At 61.9% G+C, this 24353-nt stretch carries 20 protein-coding genes; 5 read left to right on the top strand and 15 right to left on the bottom strand.

All coding sequences use genetic code 11. The features are described from left to right. Positions 1-11 precede the first annotated feature (11 nt). From SFY93_RS08420 to ltnD, 5 genes are all read right to left on the bottom strand, one after another. Positions 12-1220 (bottom strand): efflux RND transporter periplasmic adaptor subunit, encoded by a 1209-nt coding sequence (locus tag SFY93_RS08420; RefSeq protein ID WP_320446729.1) that lies wholly within the window; start codon positions 1218-1220, stop codon positions 12-14. After that, positions 1210-4395, bottom strand: coding sequence for an efflux RND transporter permease subunit (locus tag SFY93_RS08415; RefSeq protein WP_320446728.1), 3186 nt, complete (start codon positions 4393-4395; stop codon positions 1210-1212). The genes SFY93_RS08420 and SFY93_RS08415 overlap by 11 nt, the downstream gene beginning before the upstream one ends. A gap of 458 nt (positions 4396-4853) precedes the next feature. After that, positions 4854-6131 (bottom strand): 3-oxo-tetronate kinase, encoded by a 1278-nt coding sequence (gene otnK / locus SFY93_RS08410; RefSeq protein ID WP_320446727.1) that lies wholly within the window; start codon positions 6129-6131, stop codon positions 4854-4856. Next, positions 6128-6910 (bottom strand): 2-oxo-tetronate isomerase, encoded by a 783-nt coding sequence (gene otnI, locus SFY93_RS08405; RefSeq protein WP_116661265.1) that lies wholly within the window; start codon positions 6908-6910, stop codon positions 6128-6130. The genes otnK and otnI overlap by 4 nt, the downstream gene beginning before the upstream one ends. 17 nt (positions 6911-6927) lie before the next feature. Continuing rightward, positions 6928-7860 (bottom strand): L-threonate dehydrogenase, encoded by a 933-nt coding sequence (ltnD, locus tag SFY93_RS08400; RefSeq protein WP_320446726.1) that lies wholly within the window; start codon positions 7858-7860, stop codon positions 6928-6930. A gap of 133 nt (positions 7861-7993) precedes the next feature. Here ltnD and SFY93_RS08395 point away from each other — a divergent pair, with 133 nt between their 5' ends. Then, positions 7994-8659 (top strand): 3-oxo-tetronate 4-phosphate decarboxylase, encoded by a 666-nt coding sequence (locus tag SFY93_RS08395; RefSeq protein ID WP_165826768.1) that lies wholly within the window; start codon positions 7994-7996, stop codon positions 8657-8659. 21 nt (positions 8660-8680) lie between these two features. Here SFY93_RS08395 and SFY93_RS08390 read toward each other — a convergent pair whose 3' ends face one another. The 6 genes from SFY93_RS08390 to SFY93_RS08365 all read right to left on the bottom strand — a co-directional run bounded on the left by SFY93_RS08390 (position 8681) and on the right by SFY93_RS08365 (position 14334). Next, complete coding sequence (locus SFY93_RS08390; RefSeq protein WP_068733264.1) at positions 8681-9385, bottom strand: ABC transporter ATP-binding protein; 705 nt, start codon at positions 9383-9385, stop codon at positions 8681-8683. After that, a complete protein-coding gene (locus SFY93_RS08385) occupies positions 9369-10103 on the bottom strand; it encodes an ABC transporter ATP-binding protein (RefSeq protein ID WP_068733262.1) in 735 nt (244 codons plus the stop codon). Before SFY93_RS08385 ends, SFY93_RS08390 begins: the two co-directional genes overlap by 17 nt. Then, positions 10100-11083: a branched-chain amino acid ABC transporter permease gene (locus tag SFY93_RS08380; RefSeq protein WP_170849756.1), complete on the bottom strand. Its 984-nt coding sequence runs from the start codon at positions 11081-11083 to the stop codon at positions 10100-10102. The genes SFY93_RS08385 and SFY93_RS08380 overlap by 4 nt, the downstream gene beginning before the upstream one ends. After that, entirely contained in the window at positions 11083-11916 is an 834-nt protein-coding gene (locus tag SFY93_RS08375) for a branched-chain amino acid ABC transporter permease (RefSeq protein WP_210269314.1), read from the bottom strand. The genes SFY93_RS08380 and SFY93_RS08375 overlap by 1 nt, the downstream gene beginning before the upstream one ends. Positions 11917-12183: 267 nt before the next feature. Beyond that, entirely contained in the window at positions 12184-13434 is a 1251-nt protein-coding gene (locus tag SFY93_RS08370) for an ABC transporter substrate-binding protein (protein ID WP_068733256.1), read from the bottom strand. A gap of 81 nt (positions 13435-13515) precedes the next feature. After that, on the bottom strand, positions 13516-14334 hold the full coding sequence (locus SFY93_RS08365; RefSeq protein ID WP_175368759.1) for a putative hydro-lyase: 819 nt from the start codon (positions 14332-14334) through the stop codon (positions 13516-13518). Between the two features lie 119 nt (positions 14335-14453). On the opposite strand from SFY93_RS08365, the gene SFY93_RS08360 reads away from it, so the two are divergent. The 3 genes from SFY93_RS08360 to SFY93_RS08350 are packed head-to-tail and all read left to right on the top strand — an operon-like array spanning position 14454 to position 17588. Next, the gene (locus tag SFY93_RS08360; RefSeq protein WP_320446725.1) at positions 14454-15371 is read left to right on the top strand and encodes a LysR family transcriptional regulator; all 918 of its coding nucleotides are present in this window, start codon (positions 14454-14456) and stop codon (positions 15369-15371) included. Positions 15372-15412: 41 nt separating this feature from the next. Then, positions 15413-16660: a Zn-dependent hydrolase gene (locus SFY93_RS08355; protein WP_120288424.1), complete on the top strand. Its 1248-nt coding sequence runs from the start codon at positions 15413-15415 to the stop codon at positions 16658-16660. A gap of 19 nt (positions 16661-16679) precedes the next feature. Next, positions 16680-17588: an NAD(P)-dependent oxidoreductase gene (locus SFY93_RS08350; RefSeq protein WP_320446724.1), complete on the top strand. Its 909-nt coding sequence runs from the start codon at positions 16680-16682 to the stop codon at positions 17586-17588. Positions 17589-17659: 71 nt separating this feature from the next. Here the strand turns inward: SFY93_RS08350 and SFY93_RS08345 are convergent, their stop codons facing one another. After that, a complete protein-coding gene (locus tag SFY93_RS08345) occupies positions 17660-18736 on the bottom strand; it encodes a tartrate dehydrogenase (RefSeq protein ID WP_320446723.1) in 1077 nt (358 codons plus the stop codon). Between the two features lie 145 nt (positions 18737-18881). On the opposite strand from SFY93_RS08345, the gene SFY93_RS08340 reads away from it, so the two are divergent. Beyond that, positions 18882-19661: an SDR family oxidoreductase gene (locus tag SFY93_RS08340; protein WP_320446722.1), complete on the top strand. Its 780-nt coding sequence runs from the start codon at positions 18882-18884 to the stop codon at positions 19659-19661. Between the two features lie 16 nt (positions 19662-19677). On the opposite strand, the gene SFY93_RS08335 is transcribed toward SFY93_RS08340, so the two are convergent. The 3 genes from SFY93_RS08335 to SFY93_RS08325 form a co-directional block, all read right to left on the bottom strand. Beyond that, on the bottom strand, positions 19678-20577 hold the full coding sequence (locus SFY93_RS08335) for a 4-(cytidine 5'-diphospho)-2-C-methyl-D-erythritol kinase (RefSeq protein WP_320446721.1): 900 nt from the start codon (positions 20575-20577) through the stop codon (positions 19678-19680). Between the two features lie 16 nt (positions 20578-20593). Next, the gene (locus SFY93_RS08330) at positions 20594-22381 is read right to left on the bottom strand and encodes a tetratricopeptide repeat protein (RefSeq protein ID WP_320446720.1); all 1788 of its coding nucleotides are present in this window, start codon (positions 22379-22381) and stop codon (positions 20594-20596) included. A gap of 310 nt (positions 22382-22691) precedes the next feature. Continuing rightward, positions 22692-24350: an electron transfer flavoprotein-ubiquinone oxidoreductase gene (locus SFY93_RS08325; protein WP_175368752.1), complete on the bottom strand. Its 1659-nt coding sequence runs from the start codon at positions 24348-24350 to the stop codon at positions 22692-22694. Between the last annotated feature and the right edge of the window lie 3 nt (positions 24351-24353).

Below are 24353 nucleotides of genomic sequence, written 5' to 3'. Positions count from 1 at the left end.
GCGTCAACGCCCTACCCCTTCACTTCCTTCTTGTCCGTCTCCGCCGTCGGCTTGCCGCTTTTCGGAGCACCGCTACCGCCGGTGATACGGACCTTGTCGCCGTCGTTGAGGCCGTCCGGCGGGGCAATGACGATGCGGTCGTCGGCGGCGATGCCGGAGGCGAGCTCGATGTCGCGGCCGAGATCCCTGGCGATGGTCACGGTCTTGAACAGGATCTTGTCGTCCGGTCCAACGGTCGCGACGCGCATGCCGCTCTTGTTGAAGATCAGCGCCGAGGCCGGAACATGGAGCGGCGCGGCGTCGCGCGCCAGGCTCATCTTCACATTCGCATAGCCCCCCGGCAGCAACTCGCCGCTCGGATTATCGAGCACGAGCTGCATGCGCGTGGTGCCCGATGCCACATCGACCGATTGCGACGAGGCTTCCACCGTGGCCGGGAATGTCTTGTTCGGATGATCTGGCACGCTAATGATCGCCTTGGCGCCTAACCTGATCGCCGGCACATAGCTCTGCGGCACGTCGACATAAACGCGCAGCTTCTTGATATCAGATACCACGAACATCGCGGCACCGGTGCCGGTACCGCCCGAGATCAGCGCGCCGACGTCGGTGTTGCGCTGGGTCACAACACCATCGAACGGCGCGGTGATCTTCTTGTAACCGGCGAGTGCTTCCAGCCGTTCGACATTGGCTTGGCCGGAATTCACGGCGGCGCGCTTGTTGTTGAGGTCGGCGGTGCGTTCGTCGATTTCCTGCGCCGAAACGAAATTCGACGCCACCAGCGTCTTGCGGCGGTTCAGCGTTGCTTCCGACAGTTTGGCGCTGGACTGCTGGCTGACAAGGTCAGCACGGGCCTGCAGTAACTGCTGATCGAGGTCCGGAGCTTCGATCTCGGCGATCACCTGGCCCGATTTGACCTGTGCACCGATATCGGCGCTCCAGCTCTTCAGATAGCCCGAGACGCGGGCAAAAATCGGGGCCCGGTAATAGGCCTCGAGCCGGCCGGGCAGATCAAGCGACGCGTTGAGAACGCGGGCATCCGGAGGAGCCACAGCGACGGTCGGGATCGCCTGATCGTCGGTCCAGGCCTTCAGCTCGGTTTCCGTCTTGGCGCGGGCCATGATGCCGGTGACGACAATGGCGCCCGCCGCGACGAGGCCGATCACTCCGACCAGGCCGAGCTTGCGGCGAGATACCGGGGGGGTCTGCTCAGTGGGCATGCAAAGTCTCCGAGGTGGCCGCGTCCGGCGCAGGCTGCTGTTTCTTGTGAACCATGCTGAAAACCACCGGCACGAACATCAACGTGGCGATGGTAGCAAAAATCAGGCCGCCGATGACAGCGCGGCCAAGTGGCGCATTCTGCTCGCCGCCTTCGCCCAGCCCGAGCGCCATCGGCGCCATGCCGATGATCATGGCCAGGGCTGTCATCAACACCGGGCGGAAGCGGACGAAACCGGCTTCGGACGCAGCCTTGATGGGATCGCCGAGGATGGCGTAGCGCTCGCGGGCGAAGGAAATCACCAGCACCGAGTTGGCGGTGGCGACGCCCATGCACATGATGGCGCCGGTCAGTGCCGGAACCGACAGCGTCGTTTGCGTCGTGAACAGCATCCAGACGATGCCGGCCAATGCCGCCGGCAGCGCGGTGATGATCACGAACGGATCGGACCAGGACTGGAAGTTCACTACGATCAGCAGGTAGATCAGCACAATGGCGCCGAGCAGGCCGAACAACAGGCCGGCAAAGGCGCTGTTCATGGTCTGCACCTGACCGAGCAGCGCCACATTGCTGCCCTTCGGCACATCCGCCTTGGTTTCTTCCAACACCTTGTAGATGTCGTTGGACACGGAGCCGAGATCGCGGCCCTGCGTGGTGGCATAGATTTGCACCATCGATTGGATGTCATATTGCGACACCACGGCATTCGAGGTCGAGCGATTGATGTTGGCAATACCGCCGAGCATCGGGGAGTTGTTGCTGGCATTCACGGCCGTGATCGGCAGCGTCTCCAGCGCACCCAGCGAATCCAGTTTGTATTGCGGCGTTTGCATCACGATGGAATAAGACACGCCGTTATCAGGACTGAGATAATAGGTCGGCGCGACTTGCGACGAACCTGCGAGGTTGACCACGAGGCTGTTGGTGACATCGCGCTCGGTCAGGCCGACATACTGCGCACGGGTGCGGTCGACATCGATGTTGAAGCCGGGATTGTTCGGCGACTGCTGGAGCCGTGCATCGGCAATGCCGGGAATGCGACGGATCTTGCTGAGCAGCTTGTTGGCATACTCGAAGTTCGCCGCGAGATTCGCCCCGCGGATCTGCAGGTCGATCGGGGCCGGAGCGCCGAAGTTCAGGATCTGGCTGACGATGTCGGCAGGCAGGAAGGCGAAGCTGACACCCGGGAACTGCCGCGGCAGTTGCTCGCGCAATTGCCGCACATATTCCTCTGTCGGCCTGTGGCCTTCCTTCAGCTTGATCTGGAAGTCACCATCCTGCGGGCCGATCACGCCGGTGTTGTTATAGGTGAGATTGATGCCGGAGACGGGCATGCCGATATTGTCGGTCATGGTCTCGATCTGATCCGGCGGGATGATCTTGCGCACCGCCTTGGTGATATCGGCGAACTGGTTCGCGGTTTCCTCGATGCGGGTGCCGACCTGGGCGCGGACATGCATCAGGATGGCGCCGCCATCGACCGATGGGAAGAAGTTGCGGCCAAGGAACGGCACCAGCAGAAACGACACGCCGACGACGCCGAGGAAGCCGACCACAAAGACCGGACGCCGCGCCAGCGCCATATCCAGCAGGCCGTGATAGCCGCCGCGGATACGCTCGAAGCCGGCTTCGAAGCCCCGCTGGAAACGCACCAGCGGATTGCGGGTCGGCGGCTTCTCGCCCTCATGATGGACATGCGGCTGCAGCAGATACTTGGCCATGGTCGGCACCAGCGTGCGCGACAGCAGGAACGACCAGACCATCGCAAACATCACCGCTTCGGCCATCGGCACGAACAGGAATCGCGCGATGCCGTTGAGGAAGAACATCGGCACAAAGACGATACAGATACACAGCAGCGACACGAAAGCCGGCGTCACGATCTGCGCCGCACCGTCCATGATCGAGGTCTCGACGTCCTTGCCCTGCTCCAGATGGTAATTGATGTTCTCGATGGTCACGGTCGCGTCATCGACGAGGATGCCGACTGCGAGCGCCAGACCGCCCAGCGTCATGATGTTCAGCGTTTCACCGATCATCGACAGCATGATGATCGCTCCGAGCACCGCCAGCGGGATCGACACCGCGATGATGACGGTGGAACGCCAGCTGCCGAGGAACAACAGGATCATCACCGACGTCAGCAAGGCCGCGATGACGCCTTCCACGGCCACGCCCTCGATAGCGCCGCGCACGAAGCCGGATTGGTCGCCAATATAGCTGATCTTCAACGCGTCCGGCAGCGCAGAGCGATAGTCGATCACCTTCTGCTTGATGCCGGAGATGATATCGAGCGTGGAAACCGAGCCAGCCTTCAACACCTGCATCAGCACCGAACGATTGCCATCCACATGTACGATATTGGTCTGCGGCGGATTGCCGTCGCGCACGGTGGCAACGTCATCCACATAGACCATGGCGCCGTTGACGCTCTTGATCGGCAGCCGGCCGAGTTCTTCGATCTTCAGCGGCGAGTTGTTGAGATTGATCGTGTATTCGAATTCGCCGATCTTCTGCGTGCCGACCGGCGTGATCAGGTTCTGCGCGGCCAATGCATTGGCGACGTCCTGACCGGACAGACCGCGGGCCTGCAGCGCGCCGGGATTGAGATCGATCTGGATCTGGCGCTGCTTGCCGCCGAACGGATACGGAATCGCGGCACCAGGCACGGTGACCAGCGGGGTACGAAGCTGGTTGATGCCGATATCGGCGAGGTTCTGTTCGGTAAGACCGTCACCCGACAATGCGACGTTGATGATCGGCACCGTCGAGGCCGAATAGTTCAGGATCAGCGGGGGCGTGGCGCCGGGCGGCAACTGCTTGATCAGCGTCTGCGAGATCGCGGTGACCTGCGCATTGGCGGTGCGAATGTCGACATTGGGCTGGAAGAAGATCTTGATGATGCCGAAGCCGGCATAGGAATTGGCAGTGATATGCTCGATGTCATTGACCGTGGTGGTCAGTGCGCGCTGGAACGGCGTGGTGATACGGCCGGACATTTGATCCGGCGGGAGGCCGGTATACTGCCAGACCACCCCGATGACCGGGATGCGGATGTCAGGGAAAATATCGGTAGGTGTGCGAAGCGCGGCCAGCGGCCCGACAAGCAGCAGCAGCAGGGCCAGCACCACAAAGGTGTAAGGCCGGGTCAGGGCGATGCGCACCAACGAGATCATGAACGGGTAGTCCTCGATACATTGACGAGAGGGGCACTGCGGAAGCCCGCCTGCCCACGATCGAATTCACCTGTTTAGAGAGATCGCCTGCATCCGATTAGTGAGCCGGGCCGGCATAAGCCTATCGGCTCGATTCATGAATGAACGGGCAATCCTCTTTGCATGAGGGGCTGCGAACCGGCGGTCCTCGCGCCTGCTCACGCCAGCAGATTTACCCGACCTGCGACAAAATAGCTAACGCGCGAAGCCTCACGGCAATTCACTTCAGCGGTATTGTTAATTGTTTCCGGGCCGCCGTGGCGTCCGCACAACAGTTTTAGGCTTAAATTGACGCGGCTGCGGCTCGCGACACCCAAGGTGTCACGGGCCGGTCAAGATGAACTATCTGTAATGCGCGCGGCGCAAGCAGCGCCCTGCCTATTCGGGCAGCCTGTCGCCCCGGGATTGGGCGACATCCATCAGGTCATCAGGCTAAGCGCATCTTCAAAAAAAGCCGGTCCACCGAAATTACCGGACTTCAGCGCCAGCAACATCTGGCGCTCCGCCGCACCGACCGCGCGCAACACCGGCACACCGGCGGCGATTTCCGCACCGACCAGAAAACCCGGAATGCCCAAACGATCCACGACAGCGCCGGAAGTCTCGCCGCCAGCCACGACGAGCCGTTGTACGCCGGCGCGGACGAGACCTTCAGCGAGATCGGCCATCGCCTGCTCGATGGCATGCCCCGCGGCATCGCGGCCATGGCGCTTTTGCAGGGCTGTCACCTGATCCGGCGTCGAACTGCTTGCGATCAGGACCGGGCCCTTGCCCAACCGCTCTTTGGCCCAGCCGAGCGCGCGCTGAACTTCCGCGCCGCCCGCAATCACCTGTTCGGGATCGAGATGCAGCACTGGCATCACCTGTTCGGCGCGTGCGATCTGCTGCAGCGTCGCCTGCGAACAACTGCCGGCCAGACAGGCTGCAGCGCCACCCACAGGCGTATCCTTGATCGAGGTCCCCGCATTCGCCTTGACGCGGCCGGACGCGACCAGTGCGCGCGCGAGACCAAGCCCCATGCCGGATGCACCGACAGAGACGCGATGACCCAGGGCGACCGCACCGATGGTTTCCAGATCGCTGGCAAATACGGCGTCGATGATCGCCGCGCCAAAGCCATTCTCCGACAGTCCATCGAGATGCGTCCGCACCACGTCGGCGCCGCAGGCGACAACTCCGAGATCGACCAACCCGATATTTGTCGCGCTCTGCCGCGCCAGCACACGGACGAGATTGGAGTCGTGCATCGGATTGAGCGGGTGATCCTTGAGCGGGCTCTCGTTCAGCGGCACGGAGCCAACGAACAGATTGCCCTGATAGACCGTCCGACCGGTCTCGGGGAATGCCGGCGTCACCAGCACGATATTGTCACCGGAATCGAGCCGCAACGCGTCCATCACCGGGCCGATATTGCCGCCATCGGTGGAATCGAATGTCGAACAGATCTTGAACAGCACATGATCCGCGCCGCGGCTGCGCATCCATTTTTCGGCGGCGCGCGATTTCTCGACCGCCCTGCTGGCCGCGATCGAGCGGCTCTTCAGCGATACTACAACGGCATCGACGTCTGGCAGCTGCAGATCATCCGCAGGAATACCGATAGTCTGCACCGTGCGCAGACCGCAGCGGGTCAGCGTGTTGGCCAGGTCGGACGCACCCGTGTAGTCGTCAGCGATGCAGCCCAGCGCCAGCGTCATGCTTTCACTCCGGCATAGGGCTTGAACCAGCCAAGTCCTGCGACCGTGTCGCCGGCCGGGCGATATTCGCAGCCGACATAATTGTCGTAGCCGATCCGGTCGAGTTCATCGAACAGGAACGGATAGTTCAGTTCCTCACCGGACGGTTCGTTGCGCGACGGCACGCTGGCGATCTGGATATGCCCGATCCACGGCAGCATCTCGCGCAGCCGCATCGTGACGTCACCGTGCATGATCTGGCAGTGATAGATATCGAACTGCAGCCCGAGATTGGGAATCTTCATGTCGGCGATGATGTCGCGTGCGAACATGAAGTCGTTGAGAAAGTAGCCAGGCACGTCGCGCGGGTTGATCGGCTCGATCACCACGTCGACGCCATGTTCGCCGAGAAAGTTCGCGGCCCATTCAACGGATTTGCGGAAGGCCGCCACGGCCTTCGGATCACGGCGATCGGCGAGACCGGCCATCATGTGCAGCCGGCGGACATTGGTGGCCAGGGCATAGGGCAGTGCCGTGTGAATGCTCTGCCTGAGCTCATCGAACTTGTCGGGACGTGCGGCAAAACCCTTTTCGCCGGCATTCCAGTCGCCCGGCGGCAGATTGAACAGCACCTGCTTCAAGCCATTTCGTTCCAGCCGTTCGGCGATCGCTTCCGGCGGATGCTCGTAGGGGAACAGGAACTCCACCGCAGTGAAACCGGCCTTCGCCGCGGCATCGAAGCGATCGAGGAACGCGTGTTCGTTGAACATCATGCTGAGATTGGCGGCGAAGCGGGGCATCGATCGTCCTCTTGTTCTTAGTTCGGCTCGCCCGGCAGCTTGGTGCCGGTGACCTTGGCATACATCCGCGCCACCGACGCATCGTCATCGCGGCCCATGCCGGAGGCCGAGGTCATCAGAAACATCTGCAGTGCCGCAGCGGAGACCGGCACGGGGAATTTCGCTGTACGCGCCATGTCCTGGATGATGCCAAGATCCTTGACGAAGATGTCGACCGCGCTACGCGGCGTGTAATCGCCATCGAGCACATGCGGCATGCGGTTCTCGAACATCCAGGAGTTGCCGGCGGAGGCGGTGATCACCTCATAGACCTTGCGGATATCAAGACCCTGCTTGGCGGCAAACGCGATGGCTTCCGAGGCGGCGGCGATATGTACGCCTGCGAGGAGCTGGTTGATCATCTTGAAAGCGGCACCCTGCCCGGCAGCATCACCGAGTTCATAGAGCTTGGCGGCCATCGCATCGAGCGCCGGCCGCGCCTTGGCAAAGGCAGCCTCGCTGCCGGATGCTAGAATGGTGAGTTCGCCCTGCGCCGCACGCTGCGCACCGCCGGAGATCGGGGCATCGAGGTAATGTCGGCCGGTGGCTTCGAGATCCCGGGCAAGGCGGCGGGCGACATCGGGATCCATCGTCGCGGACGATACGAATACCGCACCTTTCGGCAGCGTTTCGGCAACGCCATCCGTCCCGAAGAGGACGGTCTCCGTCTGCGCGGCATTGACGACGACGCTGATGACGATATCCGCGCCCTGCGCAGCGCCGGCCGGGGTATCAGCGCCCTGCCCTCCGTCCGCCACGAAGCGCTTCACCGCATCCGCCGACACGTCGCAGCCAGTCACCGTGAAGCCGTCCTTCTTGAGCGACAAGGCCATGCCATAGCCCATCGACCCCAGACCAATAACGGCGACGCTTGGTCTCTCAGAACTTGGTTTTTCAGATGCAGGTGACATGCGGCAATTCCCTAGGGGTCCTCGATGGCCAGCTTGAGGCGGCCTTGCCTCTCGGTAACACGGCTTGGCCATCATGCCAAAGCGTGGGAAAAAGCATCACGAGGAAATGCCTAGAAAAGACCGAGGACATCCGGTGACTGACACAAAGCTCCGTGAAGAGATCTGCCGGCTCGGCCGCTCGCTGTTCGACCGTGGGCTGACGCCGGGCTCATCAGGCAATATCAGTGTGCGCTGCGATGATGGCGGCTGGCTCGTGAGCCCGACCAATGCGTCACTGGGCTCACTCGATCCGGCCCGGCTGTCGCGCCTCGACAGCAACGGCCGCCTCATATCTGGCGACGCGCCAACCAAAGAGGTTCCACTGCATACGGCACTGTATGAGACACGCAGCGCCGCCCGCGCCGTGGTGCATCTGCATTCGACCCATTCGGTCGCCGTCTCGATGCTGCCGGAAATCGATCCGCGCGCCGCGCTGCCACCGATGACGCCCTATTACCTGATGAAATGCGGCGCGACGGCCCTGGTGCCGTATTATCGGCCGGGCGATCCGGCGGTCGCCGACGCCATAAAGGGCCTCGCCGGCAAATATTCATCCGTGCTGCTGGCCAATCACGGCCCGGTGGTGTCCGGCGACACGCTGGAAGCAGCGGTCTATGCCATCGAGGAACTCGAAGAAACCGCGAAACTCTATCTGTTGCTGCGCGGGCTCAACCCGCGGCACCTGACGCCGGCACAAGTGAAGGACCTGGTGGCGACGTTCGGGCTGGTTCTGCCGGATCATGATGGACATGGACACTAGTCGCCCACGTCCCGCGACAACTTACAGCCCCAGATACGCCTTGCGCACATCCGGATTGGTCGCAATCTCCGAGGCCTTGCCCTGCATCTGGACGCGGCCGGTCTGCAGGATATAGGCGCGGTCGGCGATCTCCAGCACTTCGGCCATGCGCTGCTCGACGATCAGCACAGTCATGCCCGCGTCGCGGATCTTGATGACCGCCTGAAAGATCTCGTCCACCAGCTTCGGCATGATGCCCTGCGACGGCTCGTCAAGCATCAACAGGCGCGGACGGGTCATCAGTGCGCGGCTGATGGCCAGCATCTGCTGCTCGCCGCCGGACAGGGTTTCGGCGCGCTGCTCGAGACGTTCGGAAAGGCGCGGGAACAGGTCGAACACCAGCTTCAACGGCTCGTCGCGATCGGGCTTGCCGCGATACATGTAGCTGCCGAGGCGGAGGTTGTCTTCCACCGACAACCGCGGAAACAGCCGGCGGTTTTCCGGCACATAGGCGATGCCGCGCGCGGTGATGAGATGCTGCGGCACGCCGTTGATCTGCTCGCCATCGAAGGTGACGGTGCCCGAACGCGGACGCTCGGCGCCGGCGATGGTCTTGATCAGCGTCGACTTGCCGGCGCCGTTGGAGCCGCAGACGGCGACGATCTCGCCCTTGGCGACGTCGATGGTGACGTCCGAAATGGCGACCAGCCCCTGATAGGCGGTGGTGGCCTCACGCACCGACAGCATGGCGATCCCCGAGATATGCACTGATGACTTCAGGATGCCGCACGACATCCGCGGGTTTGCCCTCGACAAGCTTCTTGCCGAGATTGAGCACGATGGCGCGGTCGACCAGCGGCATGACGATTTCCATGACGTGTTCAACCATCAGCACGGTGACGCCGGTCTCGCGGACCTTGCGGACCAGGGCCACGCCCGACTGCGCCTCGAGCGGCGTCAGGCCGGTGAGACATTCGTCGAGCATCAGGAGCTTCGGTTCGGTGGCCAGCGCACGCGCCACTTCGAGGCGGCGCTTCTCCGACGGAATGAGATCCCTAGCAAGCTTGTCGGCGCGCGGGGCAAGACCGCAGAACTCAAGCACCTCATGTGCCTTGCGCCGCGCATCGCGCATCTTTTCGTTGCGGATCAGCGCGCCGACGATGACGTTGTCGATCACGGTCATGGTTTCGAAACTCTTCACCACCTGGAAGGTGCGCGCGATACCGCGCTGGCAGCGTTCCGCCGCCGGCATCTGCGTGACGTTCTCGCCGTTGAACCAGATCGTGCCCTGCGTCGGCGGCAGCACGCCGGCGATCAGGTTGAACAGCGTCGACTTGCCGGCGCCGTTCGGCCCGATCAGGCCGACGATTTCGCCAGCGCCGACGGAGATCGAGACGTCACTATTGGCGATCAGGCCGCCGAAGCGCTGCCAGACGCCACGGGTTTCGAGAAGAGGTGTCGTCATTGCGGCACTCCTTTCGAAGCCGGACGTCGCGAGAACAGGCCGATCAAACCATCGGGCCGCGCCAGCGAGATCACGACGATCACTGCGCCATAGAGGATGAGATCGACGCCGCGGCCGGAGCCGCCGATGAAGGAGCGCGTCAGTTCGGTCATCGGGATCAGGATGACCGCGCCGAGCACGGGTCCCCATAGCGTACCGATACCGCCCAGCACCGCCGGCAGTGCCATCAGCAGCGAGAACTGGAAGGTCATGACGCTTTCAGGATCGATATAGGAGACGAACTGCGCATAGAAAGCGCCGCCGATCGCGGTGAGGAAGGCCGAGACGGCCGCTGCGCCCATCTTGGAATTGAACACCACGACGCCGAGGCTTTCGGCCGCATCGGGATTATCCTTCACCGCGCGCCACCAGAAGCCCCATTTGGAGTCTTCCAGCCACCAGGTGATGAACCAGGCGACGCAGCAGAACACCAGCGCGAAGTAATAGAACGGCAGCTTGCTGCGTGTGAACTGGAACTTGGCCCAGCTATCGCCGCGCACCGGGATGTCAATGCCGAGCGCCGCACCGGCATAGTCCCAATTGTGGAACAGCAGGAAGCCAATTTCGGCGATGACGATAGTGGCGATGACGAAGTAATGGCCGCGCAGGCGGAAGGTCGGATAACCCAAGGCGAGCGCGATCAGCGCGGAAATGATGCCACCGCCGAGCATGCCGAACCACGGCAGCACGCCGAATTTGGTGAACAGCAGCGCCGTCGTATAGGCGCCGAGGCCGAAATAGAGCGCGTGGCCGAGCGAGATCTGGCCGCAATAGCCGCCAAGGATGTTCCAGGCCTGCGACAGCGCCGCATACATCAAGGTCAGCACCATGATGTTCTGGACATAGACGTCCTTGACGAAGAACGGCACGCAGGCGGCGATGGCCGCAAGCGCGGCGGCGAGGATGAGGTCGCGGCGGCGACGTTGGGTGAAGCTGTCCATCAGATCGATCCGAACAGGCCGCGCGGCCGGACAAAGACGACGAGAAGATAGACGGCATAGATGCCGACCGATTTGAGCGACGGCGGCAGGATCATCGCCGTGGTCGCCTCGACCAGACCGACGATGATGCCGCCCGCGAACGCGCCGAACACGCTGCCAAAGCCGCCGAGCGCCACGGTGACGTAAGCGATCAGCGCGAAGGACGCGCCCACGTCGGGATAGATGTAGAAGAAGATCGCCATCACGCCGCCGGCGAGACCGATCAGCGCGGAACCGAGGCCCCAGCCGAGGGCGAATACCTTGTTCTTGTCGATGCCGACCAGCGCCACGGCGCCGGCATCCTCACGGGTCGCTTCAAGCGCGCGACCGAAATCGGTCTTCTTCATGAAGAAGTAGAGCGCGCCGAAGGCAGCGATGGAGATCAGCGCGCCGACCAGCTGCGGCACCGGCAGGAACACCCCGAAGATCGAGATGGTCTTGCCGCCGAGCATCGAGGCCGGGATGCTGCGATAATCCGGGGTGAAGAAGAACTGCGCGAGGCCGCGCATCAGGATGGCGAGGCCGAAGGTTGCGAAGATCTGCACCATGCCGATATTGGCCTTGGCCCGCATCGCGAAGCGTATGATCACGAGATAGATCACCGCGCCGAACACGAACATGCCGGCGGCCACCAGCGGGATCGACAGCAGTGGGTCGACCGCCCAGAACATGAACAGGAAGAAGGTGAGATACATCGCCAACATCAGGAATTCGCCATGGGCGAAGTTGGTGACGTCCATCAACCCGAAGATCAGCGCGAGGCCGACCGCGAGCAGGCCGTAAAGCAGCCCCATCAGCAATCCGCTGGCAAGGCTCTGAATGATGGTCGCGGCGGTCACGAAGTAATCCTCTCTGTCTGTCGTCCCCGCGAAAGCGGGGACCCATAACCACCGACATCACAACTGGGCGATGCCGGTCAGACCAGGTGCAAACCAATCCTTCGGAGGATATGGATCCCCGCCCCCCGCACGCCTTCGGCGTGCTAGGCGGGGATGACACCGGAGTATGTGATGACATCGTCGAGTCCGACGACGCCACCACATGCGTTTAGAGAACGCGCCTTACGGCATCGGCCAGATCGCATCCGCCACGGCGGCCTGCGGCGGGAAGATGGTGACGAACTTGCCACCGTTATACTGCAGCAGCACCGGGTCGGCGTTGTTGTTCTGGCCCAACTCGTCGAACTTGACCTTCGCCCACGGCATGATCGTGCTTTCGCCAGGCATGTCGGTGGCGACCAGCGCTTCGCGGATCTTCTCACCATCGGTCGACTTGGCGCGATTGATGGCGTCGGCCATCACGATCAGGCCCATGAACTGGCGCGAGGAGTAGTCGTTGAAGTCCTTACCGGACTTCTCCTTGAACATGTCGTTGATCTTGCCGACCATCGGACGCTTGGCGGCGAGATCGAGCGAGAACGAACCGCGCGAGATGACGCCCGGAATCTTGTCACCGACCGCATCATACAGCGCCTTCTCGGAGAAGCCGGCGTCCTGTGCGACGATGTTCTTGGCCTTGTAGCCAAGTTCGCCCATGGTCTTGATGAGCAGGATGCCATCGGTGGTGTAGCTCGACGGCATCAGCACGTCGGCATTGGCAGCCTTGAGCTGCTGCACTTCGGCAGTGAGTGACGGCGAATTGGCGCGATACTTGATGTCGGCGACGATCTTGTAACCGCGGTCGGCAGCGAGCTTGAGCTGCGCATTCGCCGAGTCCGTACCGAAGATGGTATCTTCATGGAACAGCGCTAGCGTCTCGATCTTCTGGCCTTTTTTCTTCAGCGCATCGAAGAAATCGAACATCGCCGTCGAGAACATTTCGTCATGCGGGGCGGCGCGGAAGTAATATTTCAAACCGCGGCGATGCAGGCTTGGCGATGAGTTGTCGGCCGACAGGAACGGGATCTGGTAGCGCTCGCAGATCTGGCTGACAGTGACGGCGACGGCGCTCTGATAGGTGCCGACGATGGCCGAAACCTTCTCCTGGGTGATGAGACGCTCGGCTTCAGCGCGGCCCTTCTGCGGATCAGCCTGATGGTCGGCGAATACGAGACGCACCTTGGCGCCGCCGAGACCGGTGAAGCCTTCGCCCTTCGCCATCGGCAATGCGAAATCGTAATCCTTGTTGATGATATCGGCAGCCGTTTCGAAAGCTTTCTGCGCGTCAACGCCGATCTGCGCGCTGGCGCCGGACAGCGGATAAATCACGCCGATCACGACTTCCTTGACCTGCGCGCGCGCAGGCTTGGCCAGAGGCAGCAGCGCGGCGGAAGCGGCGCCTCCAAGCAATACGTTTCGGCGAGAAATCGTCATGTCTTTGTCCTTTGTGACCGGCGGCTATCGATGAAACTAATCAAGGTTACGGTAAAGCCCGAAAGATCGGCAAGCTGCTTCTTATAAAACAGCCAAATGCTTATTCTTCAGGTCCGTGACGAGCATGACACCCGGCGCATGCGTAATCGCGAACGGCACGCGCGCTGCAGCAATGACGGCTTGCGGCGTGACGCCACATGCCCAGAACACAGGGATTTCATCGTCGTTGATGTGCACCGCATCGCCGTAGTCGGGCTTATTGATATCCTTGATGCCGATCGACTGCGGCAGGCCGAGATGTACCGGCGCACCATGCACTGCGGGAAAACGCGAGGTGATCTGGACGGCACGGATCGCATCAGCCGGCTTCAGCGGTCGCATCGACACCACCATCGGCCCGGCGAACGGGCCAGCGGATTTGCAGGCGATGTTGGTGCGATACATCGGCACCAGCACATCCTGCTCGATATGACGGATCGGCAGATCGTCGGCCATCATGGCTTCTTCGAACGAATACGAGCATCCGATGACGAAAGACACGAGATCGTCACGCCAGTACTTCGTCACCTCGTAAGGTCGATCAATCGCCTCGCCATCCTTCCAGACGACATATTGCGGAATGTCAGTCCGGATATCGAGATCAAGACCGAGGGCGGGAATGCTTGGATTGCCGACATCCGACATGCCGATGATCGGGCACGGCTTCGGATTGAGCTGGCAGAAGCGATGGAAAGCCGCGGCCTGGGCTTCCGGCAGAATAACGAGATTGCCCTGGACATAACCCGGGGCCACTCCGGCGGTGCTGCCATATTTGCCCGCGCGATATTCGCGGCGAGCAACCGCGCTGGGCAAATCCGAGGATCGATCGTCGCTTTGCTGCGCTGCCGAAGAAATAGCCATCTTAGTGTCCTGCCTAATTCTGCCTCGACACGCACTGAAACTCAGGGCTAGTATAATGTCTAATCGTTGTTTTTAATCGACATTCATAAATCCTACTTATCGATAGCCGGATCGCATCCATGGCGGACTTCAAGGCGCTGGAGACTTTTCTCTGGGTGGTCAATCTCGGCAGCTTCCGCGGCGCGGCCCAGAAGCTCAACACGACCCAGCCGGCAATCTCCCAGCGTATCGCGCAACTGGAACACGAGATGGGCGTGCGGCTTCTGCAGCGGGACCGCCGTATGGCCTCGCCAACGACGGCCGGACGGCAGATGCTGGTCTATGCCGAAAAGCTGATCGGCCTGCGCTCAGAGATGATGGCGGCGGTTGGCGATCGCTCGGCAATGCGCGGCGTGCTGCGGCTCGGCGTCGCCGAGACCATCGTCCACACTTTGCTGACGCGGCTGATCAAGCACGTCAATATCTCGTATCCGAACCTGTCCCTCGAAATCGAGGTCGATATCACGCCGAACCTGAATGCGCGGTTGCAGGCACAGGAGATCGATCTCGCTTTCGTGCTCGGGCCGCTTTCGACATCCAACATTCGCAACCGTGTGCTGTGCGACTACCCCGTCGGCTTTCTCGCCAGCCCTTCGCTCGGGCTCGGCAATGATCTGCTCTCGATCCATGACCTCGCGAAATTTCCCATCATCACCTTCTCGCGCAAGACCCGGCCCTACGAGATCGCGCGCTCGCTGTTCAACCGGCCCGACCTGCCACCGATCCGGCTGCACGCCAGCGCGTCGCTGTCTACCGTGATGCACATGGCGATTGAGGGCTTAGGTATCGCACTGATCCCGACAGCCATCATCGAGAACGAACTCGCGGACGGACGGCTGCAATTGCTCAATACCAACCTGCAGCTCCAGCCGCTGACATTTTCGGCAAGCTGGCTCGCGTCACCCGACACGGCCGCAATCGAACTCGTCGCAGGCATTGCTGCGCAACTGGCGCAGAACAGTCCATTGGTTGACGAGCCGGCAGCGTCGGGTCATTGAAAAGCAGGCCTCTTCAACACAAACTTCTCGGGACAGACCGCATGACCAAGCTTGGCGACAACCTCAAAATCGATTCCGCACGGCTGTGGGACACGATCAACGAGACAGCGAAATTCGGCGGCACCCCAAAAGGCGGCGTGCGACGCCTGACGCTCGGGCCTGAAGACAAACTGGTCCGCAACTGGTTTCGCAAGGCCTGCGAAGACGCTGGCCTGGAGGTGCATGTCGATGCCCTCGGTTCGATGTTCGCGCTGCGCAAGGGCCGCGACATGTCTAAGGCGCCGATCGGCATCGGCTCGCATCTCGATACCCAGCCGACTGGCGGCAAGTTCGACGGCATTCTCGGTGTGCTCGGCGCGCTCGAAGTCGTCCGCACGCTGAACGATGCCGGCATCGAAACCGAGATGCCGATCTGCATCGCCAACTGGACCAACGAGGAAGGCTCGCGCTTTGCGCCGGCGATGATGGCCTCCGCCGCCTATGTCGGCGACTTCACCACCGACGACATTCTGTCGCGCAAGGACATTGCAGGTGTCACCGTCGGCGAAGCGCTCGACGAGATTGGCTATCGCGGCGACGTTGCGGTCGGCACGCAGAAATTCTCGGGCTTCGTCGAACTGCATATCGAACAGGGCCCGATCCTCGAGGCAGAGAGCAAGACCATCGGCGTGGTTGAAGCTGGCCAGGGCGTGCTGTGGTTCGACGGCATGATCACCGGCTTCGAGAGCCATGCCGGCTCGACGCCGATGCCACTGCGCAAGGATGCGCTGGCGACATTGTCGGAGATCGTGCTCGCCACCGAGCGTGTGGTCAGCAATATCGGCGCGCTCGGCACCATCGGCGAAGCTGTGATCGCAAATCCGTCACGCAATGTGATCCCCGGCGAGATCGCCTTCACCATGGATCTGCGCAGCGCCGACGCCGGCAAGCTGGACGCCATCGAGAAGGGCGTCCGCGACGCCATCAAGGAGATCGCCGCGCATCGCAAGGTTGACGTCGCCTTCGACAAGGTCTGGCACAAGCCGCCGACGCACTTCAACAAGGACTTCGTCAATGCGGTTGAGACCGCCGCGACGTCGCTCGGCTACTCGCATCGCCGTATCACCTCAGGCGCCGGCCACGACGCCTGCAACCTCAACAACATCATGCCGACTGCGATGGTGTTCATTCCGAGCAAGGATGGCATCAGCCACAACGAGCTCGAAAGCTCGACGCAGGAAGATTGCGCCGCCGGCGCCAATGTATTGATGCATACGGTGCTGGCGCTTGCCGGCGTCGCATCGAAGTAACGAGAGATAGGGGGCAATAATGCGCGGCGTATTCGTCGATGCCAGCGAAGAGCTGGCGAAGATTCTGGAACGGCTGACGCAGCCGGGCGACATCGCAATCAAGATCAATCGGGATGAGGACATCAAGTCGGCCGATCTGCCTGAGGTGCTGGACGGCGCAGAGATCGTGATCGTCGATCACACCTATCTGCCGACAGACGTTGCGAAGCAGTGCACGGGCCTCAAGCATGTGGTGTTTCTCGGCACCGGTGCACGCAGCTATATGCATATCGAGGAGCTTGCTGCGCTGGGGATCGAAGTCCACCTGATCCGCGGCTATGGCGATACGGCCGTTGCCGAATGCGCCATCGCGCATATGTGGGCTGCTGCGCGCGGCCTTGCCCAGCAAGACCGTGAAATGCGGGCCGGCAACTGGCTGCGCGATGAAGGCATGGAGCTGACTGGCAAAACGGTTGGTCTGGTCGGCTTCGGCGGCATCGCTGCGGAAGCCGCGCGTATTGCGCTCGGCTCGGGCATGAAGGTGATTGCCTGGAATCGGTCGCCGAAGACATACCCCGGCGTGACCTTCACCGATCTCGATACGGTGCTCTCGACCAGCGACGTCGTTTCGATCCATCTGCTGCTAAATGACGACACCCGCGGCATGATCACCCGCGAGCGCATCGGCCAGATGAAGAAGGGTGCGATCCTCGTCAACACCGCGCGCGGCGCGGTGGTCGATGAAGCGGCGATGATCGATGCGCTGCGGTCTGGTCATCTGCGCCATGCCGGCCTCGACGTGTTCGACATCGAGCCGCTGCCGGCCGGCCATGTACTGACGACACTGCCTAACGTGACATTATCAGCGCATTCGGCTTTCCGTACGCCCGAGGCGAGCGTGAACCTGATCGCCGCGGCCTGGAAGCATTGCCGGCGGATTGCAGCTTAAGCGCTGCAAACTCCCAAAATGAAAATGCCCGGCTCAAGCCGGGCATTTTTGTAGATGCGCAAGAAGCAGAATTACTCCACCATCTCCGCCACGGCCTTGCCGCAAGCGCCTGTATCAGCCTGACCGCCGAGATCGCGCGTACGCAGCGTGCGCTCACCGAGGGTGCGCTCGATCGCCTTGACGATCGAATCCGCTGCAGCCTTCTCGCCGAGATGTTCCAGCATCATCGCGCCGGACCAAATCATGCCGATCGGATTCGCAATGCCCTGCCCGGCAATATCCGGCGCCGAGCCATGCACCGGCTCGAACACTGACGGGAAATCGCCAGTCGGGTTGATGTTGCCGGATGGCGCGATGCCGATGGTGCCGGTGCAGGCCGGGCCCAAATCGGACAGGATGTCGCCAAACAAGTTGGATGCGACGACGACGTCGAACCAGTCCGGATGCATCACAAAATTCGCGGTGAGGATGTCGATGTGATACTGGTCCCACTTCACATCGGGATAGTTCGCGCCCATCGCCTTCACGCGTTCGTCCCAATAGGGCATCGTGATCGCGATGCCGTTGGACTTGGTCGCCGAGGTCAGGTGCTTCTTCGGCCGCGACTGCGCGAGGTCGAACGCGAACTTCAGGATGCGGTCGACACCGGTGCGGGTCATCACCGTCTGCTGGGTAACGAATTCACGGTCGGTGTCCGGGAACATGCGACCGCCGACGGATGAGTATTCACCCTCGGTATTCTCGCGCACCACCCAGAAGTCGATGTCACCGGGCTTGCGGCCGACCAGCGGACAGGGCACGCCGGGCATCAGGCGCACCGGGCGCAGATTGACGTATTGGTCGAATTCGCGCCGGAACTTGATCAGCGAGCCCCACAACGAAATGTGATCCGGAATCTTTGCCGGCAGGCCGACGGCGCCGAAGTAGATCGCATCGTGCTCCCCGATCTGCGCCTTCCAGTCGTCCGGCATCATCTGGCCGTGCTTCTCGTAATAGTCATAGGACGAGAAGTCGTAATGATCGAAATGCACCTTCACGCGATGCTTTTTCGCTGCCGCTTCAAGGACGCGCAGGCCTTCCGGCATGACTTCCTTGCCGATGCCGTCGCCGGGGATGACCGCGATCCGATATTCTTTTTGTGCGCTCACGTGGGGTTTCCTTCGCCAGTAATTCTGCCTGCAGATGTGGACCAAAGCCGGCCTGCGATCAACGCTGCACTGCAATGTTGACCGGTTTTGCCGCAGGGGCCTAACTCTGTCGCAGACACTCCCTTCTGCAATCCAGAGGCATTCCATGGATCTTCATTTGCGTGGCAAGCGCGTCCTGATCACGGGCGCATCCAAGGGTATCGGCGCGGCGGCCGCGGAAGCGTTTGCCGAAGAAGGCTGCGATCTCCGCCTCGCCGCTCGCAATGTGGAGCAGATGCAAGCCTTGGCGGACCGGCTGCGCTCCAGCCACCAGATCGATGTCGCCGTGCATGGCGTCGATCTGCGCAAGCCGGATGACCTCGCCACGCTGGCGGCTGCCGCCGGCGATATCGACATCCTCGTCAACAATGCCGGCGATATCCCCGGCGGATCGCTCGACAAGATCGACGAGCCGACCTGGCGCCATGCCTGGGACCTCAAAGTGTTCGGCTTCATCAATCTCACGCGCCTCATCTATGCGCAGATGAGGGCGCGCGGTCATGGCGTGATCGTCAACGATATCGGCGCGGCCGGCGAAAAGTTCGACGCCAATTACATCTGCGGCAGCGCAGGCAACGCCGCGCTGATGGCGTTTACGCGGGCGCTGGGCGGAAAGAGCCTGAAGGACAATATCCGCGTGGTCGGCATCAATCCCGGCCCGGTTGAGACCGAGCGCCACATCACGCTGATGAAGACCCGTGCCAAGGCGCAATTCGGTGACGAGAACCGCTTCCGGGAATTGCAGCAGGGCTTGCCGCTTGGTCGCGCCGCGAAGCCGCGTGAGATCGCCGATATGATGACATTTCTCGCGTCAGATCGCGCCGGCTACACGACGGGCGTGATCTACACGGTAGATGGCGGCCACAGCGCCGGCTGGAGCAGCTAGTGCTGCGCTCGGCGCGTTAGCTCAGCGCTCCGGCATGCACCCACCACAGCGGGTGGGCGAGTTGAATGGCACCGGCCGCGCGCTGCGCGTCGGTGTCGTTGCCGAACAGCGCAAAACAGGTCGCGCCCGAACCCGACATGCGAGCCAAGCGAACGCCTTCGGCACCGCGTAAGGCCGACAGCACGGTGTCAATCACGGGCTCGACCTTCAGCGCAGGCGCTTCGAGATCGTTGGTTCCGGCATTGAGCGCGTCGATCCAGGCATCGAGCGAGCCGCCTTCATTCGGCCAGGTGGCCCGTTTCAACACGTCCTTGACGCCGACACGCAGCTCGCCATTCTTCAGGCCGAGCTCCTTGAACACATCCTTGGTCGCTACCGGCACGCGCGGATTGACCATCACGCAGGGTAAACGCGGAATGCTGAGCGGCAGCAGGTTTTCGCCCACGCCCGTCATCACGCAGGCGTGCGACGGCACGCAAACCGGCACGTCGGCGCCAGTCAGGCGCGCCACTTCGAGCACGCGGGGATCGTCCATTTCGAGATTGTTGGCGCGCACCAGGAGGCGGAGCGCGGCGGCAGCATCCGCCGACCCGCCGCCAATGCCGGCGGCAACCGGCAAGTGCTTGTCGAGTGCAAAGCGCCCGAATGTGAGACCCTCGACGCGCTCGCCGAGCAGCCGGGCGGCCTTGATCACGAGATTATCGGCGGCGTCGCCGCATTCCTGCGCGCGCGGGCCAGTAGCGGTCAGCGACAGATCACCACCCGCATCCAGCGTCAATCTATCGGCGCAATCGGCAAAGGCCACGACACTTTCGAGATCATGATAGCCGTCAACTCGACGGCCGATGACGCGCAGGGTCAGATTGACCTTGGCGCGCGCATCTTCTTCGAGAACCGGGCTCGTTGAACCGGTCATGCCCCCAACCATGGAATTAGCCGCCTTTGCCGTCTTCTTTTTTCTTATCGTTGGATGCAGCCGACGACGATGGCTCGTCCGACAGACCGTTTTCCATCTTCGCCTCGATCTTCGGAATCTCTTCAGCTTCCGGCTTCAGATCCTTGGCGTGCTGCCACTGGAACTTGGCTTCTAGCTTGCGACCGACGCGCCAATAGGCATCGCCAAGATGATCGTTGATGGTCGGATCTTCCGGCTTCAGGTCGATGGCGCGTTCGAGTTGCTTCACGGCATCGTCGTAATTGCCGATGCGATAATAGGCCCAGCCGAGCGAGTCGACGATGTAGCCATCATCCGGACGCTGATCGACGGCACGCTTGATCATCTTCATGGCGTCGTCGAGGTTGATGCCCTGATCAATCCAGGAATAGCCGAGATAGTTCAGCACATGCGGCTGTTCGGGCTGCAATTCGAGAGCCTTACGCATGTCGACCTCAGCCTTGGCCCACTGCTTGGAACGCTCCAGGCAGATGCCGCGGAAGTAGAAATACACCCAGTTCGGCTTGTCCTGGTTGGCGGCAATGACGTCGATGCCCTTGGTGTATGTCTCGGAGCAATCGGCGAATTTCTTGCGACCACGCTCGATATTGCCGAGCGCCATGATGGCTTCGAGATCCCTCGGATCGTCGGCGACAACGCCCTTGAGAATCTTGATGCCTTCATCGCTGCGATCGGCCGCATCGAGATCGGTGGCCTGCTGGATCTGCGCGTTGCGCTTCAGCGCCGAATTGGCGGGCACGCGCTCATAGACCTTGATGGCCATCTGCGGCTTCTTCACCGACTCGTAGAGATCGGCGAGCGACAGCAGCGCCAGCGAGTGGTCCGGCTTGAGGTAAAGCGAGAGCTGCAGATAGACCAGCGCGAGGTCTTCACCGCCGCGGCGGGTCAGCGACGCGCCGATGCCATAGAGCGCTTCGGCAGCGCCAGCCTGCGGACTATCGACCAGCGGCGCCAGCTTCTTGCCGGCCTTGGTCTCGCGGATACCTTCCAGCACCAGCGGGTGACGGGCGAGCTTCTTGTTGAAGGTCTCATAGATGCCGAGCGCTGCGGCATCGTCCTTGTTGCGCGAGGTCCAGCGGCCATAGGCGTCGACCACGCGCAGCGCGGAATCGTCGAGCTTGTAGGCGCGCTCGAAACGGGCGCCCGCATCCTTCTGCTTGTTGGCAAGATCAAGGATCAGGCCAGCATGCAGATCCTTGAAGATCGGATACCATTCCGGACCGGCCAGCTTGTCGATATTGGCAATCGCCGTCTTGCTCTCACCGGCGCCGTAGCCGGCCCAGGCCGACAGCAGCGTCGCAACGAGGTCGGTGATCGGGCCGCGCACCGACTGGTTGATATTGGTCTGCGCGGCAGCGTATTTCTTCAGCTTGAGATCGCGCACCCCCACAACGAGACGGGCGACGCGGTTCGACTTGTCGATGGTCAGGATGCGATCGGCGAGCTTGACGGCCTCATCGATATCGCCGTCAGCGAGCGAGGAGATGAAGGCGCGATCGAGCAGTTCGTTGTTCTTCGGATCGGTGCGCAGAGCAGAGCGGTAAAACGCCGCAGCCGAGGTGGCGTCGCGCTCGACGCTGGCATGGCGGGCGGCCAGATAACTGCCGGCGGTGGTAAGCGACTTCAGATCGCGGGACGTGGGAAACTGGGCGGCGGAGCTATCGCCGGTATGATCCGGGGTTTGCGCCAGCAGCTGACCGGGCATCGCGAGGACGGCGACCGTCGCGGCAGCGAGCGTCAAACGATTGAAACGGATGGACAACATAGGGTTCGCCTAGCTCCAGGATTTACGGGCAGGATATCGAGCAAAATGCGAGCAGGACTGCAAGACAGGCTCGGATGCGCAGCCGACCCGGCAATAGTGCGCATTCCAACAATGCCGCGTTTGGCGGTCAATCGCAAGGATCGGGGGCGCGATCGCACCAATGGCACCTTGAAGCCTGTCAGCAATTGGGCCGCCGGATTGCGCCACTGCCCCTGAAAACGCTCGCACTGTGGCGTTATCGTGACATCCGGCCGGTGTAGCGGCCCGCGAACAGGCGCCGCCGCTCACACAATCGTAATCAGCGAGCCGGTTACATCGCCTCGTAGTTCGGGCCGCCGCCACCTTCCGGCGGAACCCAGGTGATGTTCCCGTTGGGGTCCTTCACGTCGCAGGTTTTGCAATGGACGCAATTCTGCGCATTGATCTGGAATCGCGCACCGCTCGACTCTTCCACCCACTCATAGACGCCTGCCGGGCAATAGCGATTCGACGGGCCGGCAAAGACGTCGTGCTCCGACGACTTCTGCAGCGCCATGTCGGCAACCTTGAGATGGATCGGCTGGTCCTCCTCGTGATTGGTGTTCGACAGAAACACCGAGGACAGGCGATCGAAGGTGATCTTGCCGTCCGGCTTCGGATAGACGATCGGCTGATACTGCTTGGCGGGCTTGAGCGCCTTGCGATCCGGCTTCTCATGCTTCTGGGTGCCGAACAGCGAAAAGCCGAACGTGTTGCACCACATGTCGAAGCCACCGAGCGCGTTGCCGAGGAGGGTCCCGAACTTGGACCACAGCGGCTTGGCGTTGCGAACCGGATAGAGATCCTTGCCGATCGAGGACGACCGCCAGCCTGTCTCGTATTCCATCAACTCGTCATTGGCGCGGCCTGCCGCCAGCGCAGCTGAGACGTGCTCGGCGGCCTGCATGCCTGACGCCATGGCGTTGTGAACACCCTTGATGCGCGGCACGTTGACGAAGCCTGCGGCGCAGCCGATCAGCGCGCCGCCCGGGAATACCAGCTTCGGCACCGACTGGTAGCCGCCCTCGGTGATCGCACGCGAACCGTAGGCCAGGCGCTTGCCGCCTTCGAAGGTGTCGCGGATCAGTGGATGAGTCTTGAAGCGCTGGAATTCCTCGAACGGATAGAGATAGGGGTTTTCGTAGTTCAGATGCAGCACGAAGCCGACGGCCACGAGGTTATCGTCGTAGTGATACAGGAACGTGCCGCCGCCCACGTCATTGTCGAGCGGCCAGCCGAACGAGTGCTTCACCGTGCCCTTCTGGTGCTTGGCCGGATCGATCTGCCAGACTTCCTTGATGCCGATGCCGAACTTGCCGGGCTCGCAATCCTTGTCGAGGGCGAACTTGGCGATGATCTGCTTGGTCAACGAGCCACGCGCGCCTTCGGCGAACAGCGTGTATTTGCCGAGCAGTTCCATGCCGCGCGTAAACGAATCCTTCGGCTTGCCGTCGCGGCCGATGCCCATGTCGCCAGTGGCGATGCCGCGCACGGCGCCATTGTCGTCATACAGCGTCTCGGCAGCTGCGAAGCCGGGATAGATTTCGACGCCGAGCGCCTCCGCCTTCGCACCCAGCCAGCGGCACACCATGCCGAGCGAGGTGATGTAGCAGTGATGATTGTTCATCAACGGCGGCATCAGGAAGTTCGGCAGCTTGAAGCCGCCGGTCTTGGTCATGAAATAGAACTGGTCGTCCTTGACCTGGGTCTTGAGCGGGCAGTCTGCATCTTCGCGCCAATCCGGGATCAGCTTGTCGAGATTGACGGGATCGATCACCGCGCCGGACAGGATGTGCGCACCGACCTCGGAACCCTTCTCCACCACGACGATGGACAGGTCCGCATTCAGCTGTTTCAGCCGGATCGCGGCCGACAGACCGGAGGGCCCGGCACCGACGATGACGACGTCGAATTCCATGGACTCGCGCGGCGGAAGTTCTTCAGTGCTCATAAT

The organism is Tardiphaga sp. 42S5, assembly GCF_034044155.1.
Classification (GTDB): domain Bacteria; phylum Pseudomonadota; class Alphaproteobacteria; order Rhizobiales; family Xanthobacteraceae; genus Tardiphaga; species Tardiphaga robiniae.
Note: the sequence above shows the minus strand (reverse complement) of the source record. Positions and strands in the feature narration are given on the sequence as shown.

Coding starts and splice junctions, on each gene's coding strand:
- SFY93_RS08340 (WP_320446722.1), top strand. CDS start 18,882: ATGGATCTTCATTTGCGTGGCAAGCGCGTCCTGATCACGGGCGCATCC.
- SFY93_RS08380 (WP_170849756.1), bottom strand. CDS start 11,083: ATGGACAGCTTCACCCAACGTCGCCGCCGCGACCTCATCCTCGCCGCC.
- SFY93_RS08355 (WP_120288424.1), top strand. CDS start 15,413: ATGACCAAGCTTGGCGACAACCTCAAAATCGATTCCGCACGGCTGTGG.
- ltnD (WP_320446726.1), bottom strand. CDS start 7,860: ATGTCACCTGCATCTGAAAAACCAAGTTCTGAGAGACCAAGCGTCGCC.
- SFY93_RS08415 (WP_320446728.1), bottom strand. CDS start 4,395: ATGATCTCGTTGGTGCGCATCGCCCTGACCCGGCCTTACACCTTTGTG.
- SFY93_RS08325 (WP_175368752.1), bottom strand. CDS start 24,350: ATGAGCACTGAAGAACTTCCGCCGCGCGAGTCCATGGAATTCGACGTC.
- SFY93_RS08390 (WP_068733264.1), bottom strand. CDS start 9,385: ATGCTGTCGGTGCGTGAGGCCACCACCGCCTATCAGGGGCTGGTCGCC.
- SFY93_RS08335 (WP_320446721.1), bottom strand. CDS start 20,577: ATGACCGGTTCAACGAGCCCGGTTCTCGAAGAAGATGCGCGCGCCAAG.
- SFY93_RS08330 (WP_320446720.1), bottom strand. CDS start 22,381: ATGTTGTCCATCCGTTTCAATCGTTTGACGCTCGCTGCCGCGACGGTC.
- otnK (WP_320446727.1), bottom strand. CDS start 6,131: ATGACGCTGGCGCTGGGCTGCATCGCTGACGACTACACGGGTGCGTCC.
- SFY93_RS08350 (WP_320446724.1), top strand. CDS start 16,680: ATGCGCGGCGTATTCGTCGATGCCAGCGAAGAGCTGGCGAAGATTCTG.
- SFY93_RS08360 (WP_320446725.1), top strand. CDS start 14,454: ATGGCGGACTTCAAGGCGCTGGAGACTTTTCTCTGGGTGGTCAATCTC.
- SFY93_RS08385 (WP_068733262.1), bottom strand. CDS start 10,103: ATGACGACACCTCTTCTCGAAACCCGTGGCGTCTGGCAGCGCTTCGGC.
- SFY93_RS08375 (WP_210269314.1), bottom strand. CDS start 11,916: ATGGGGCTGCTTTACGGCCTGCTCGCGGTCGGCCTCGCGCTGATCTTC.
- otnI (WP_116661265.1), bottom strand. CDS start 6,910: ATGCCCCGCTTCGCCGCCAATCTCAGCATGATGTTCAACGAACACGCG.
- SFY93_RS08365 (WP_175368759.1), bottom strand. CDS start 14,334: ATGGCTATTTCTTCGGCAGCGCAGCAAAGCGACGATCGATCCTCGGAT.
- SFY93_RS08370 (WP_068733256.1), bottom strand. CDS start 13,434: ATGACGATTTCTCGCCGAAACGTATTGCTTGGAGGCGCCGCTTCCGCC.
- SFY93_RS08420 (WP_320446729.1), bottom strand. CDS start 1,220: ATGCCCACTGAGCAGACCCCCCCGGTATCTCGCCGCAAGCTCGGCCTG.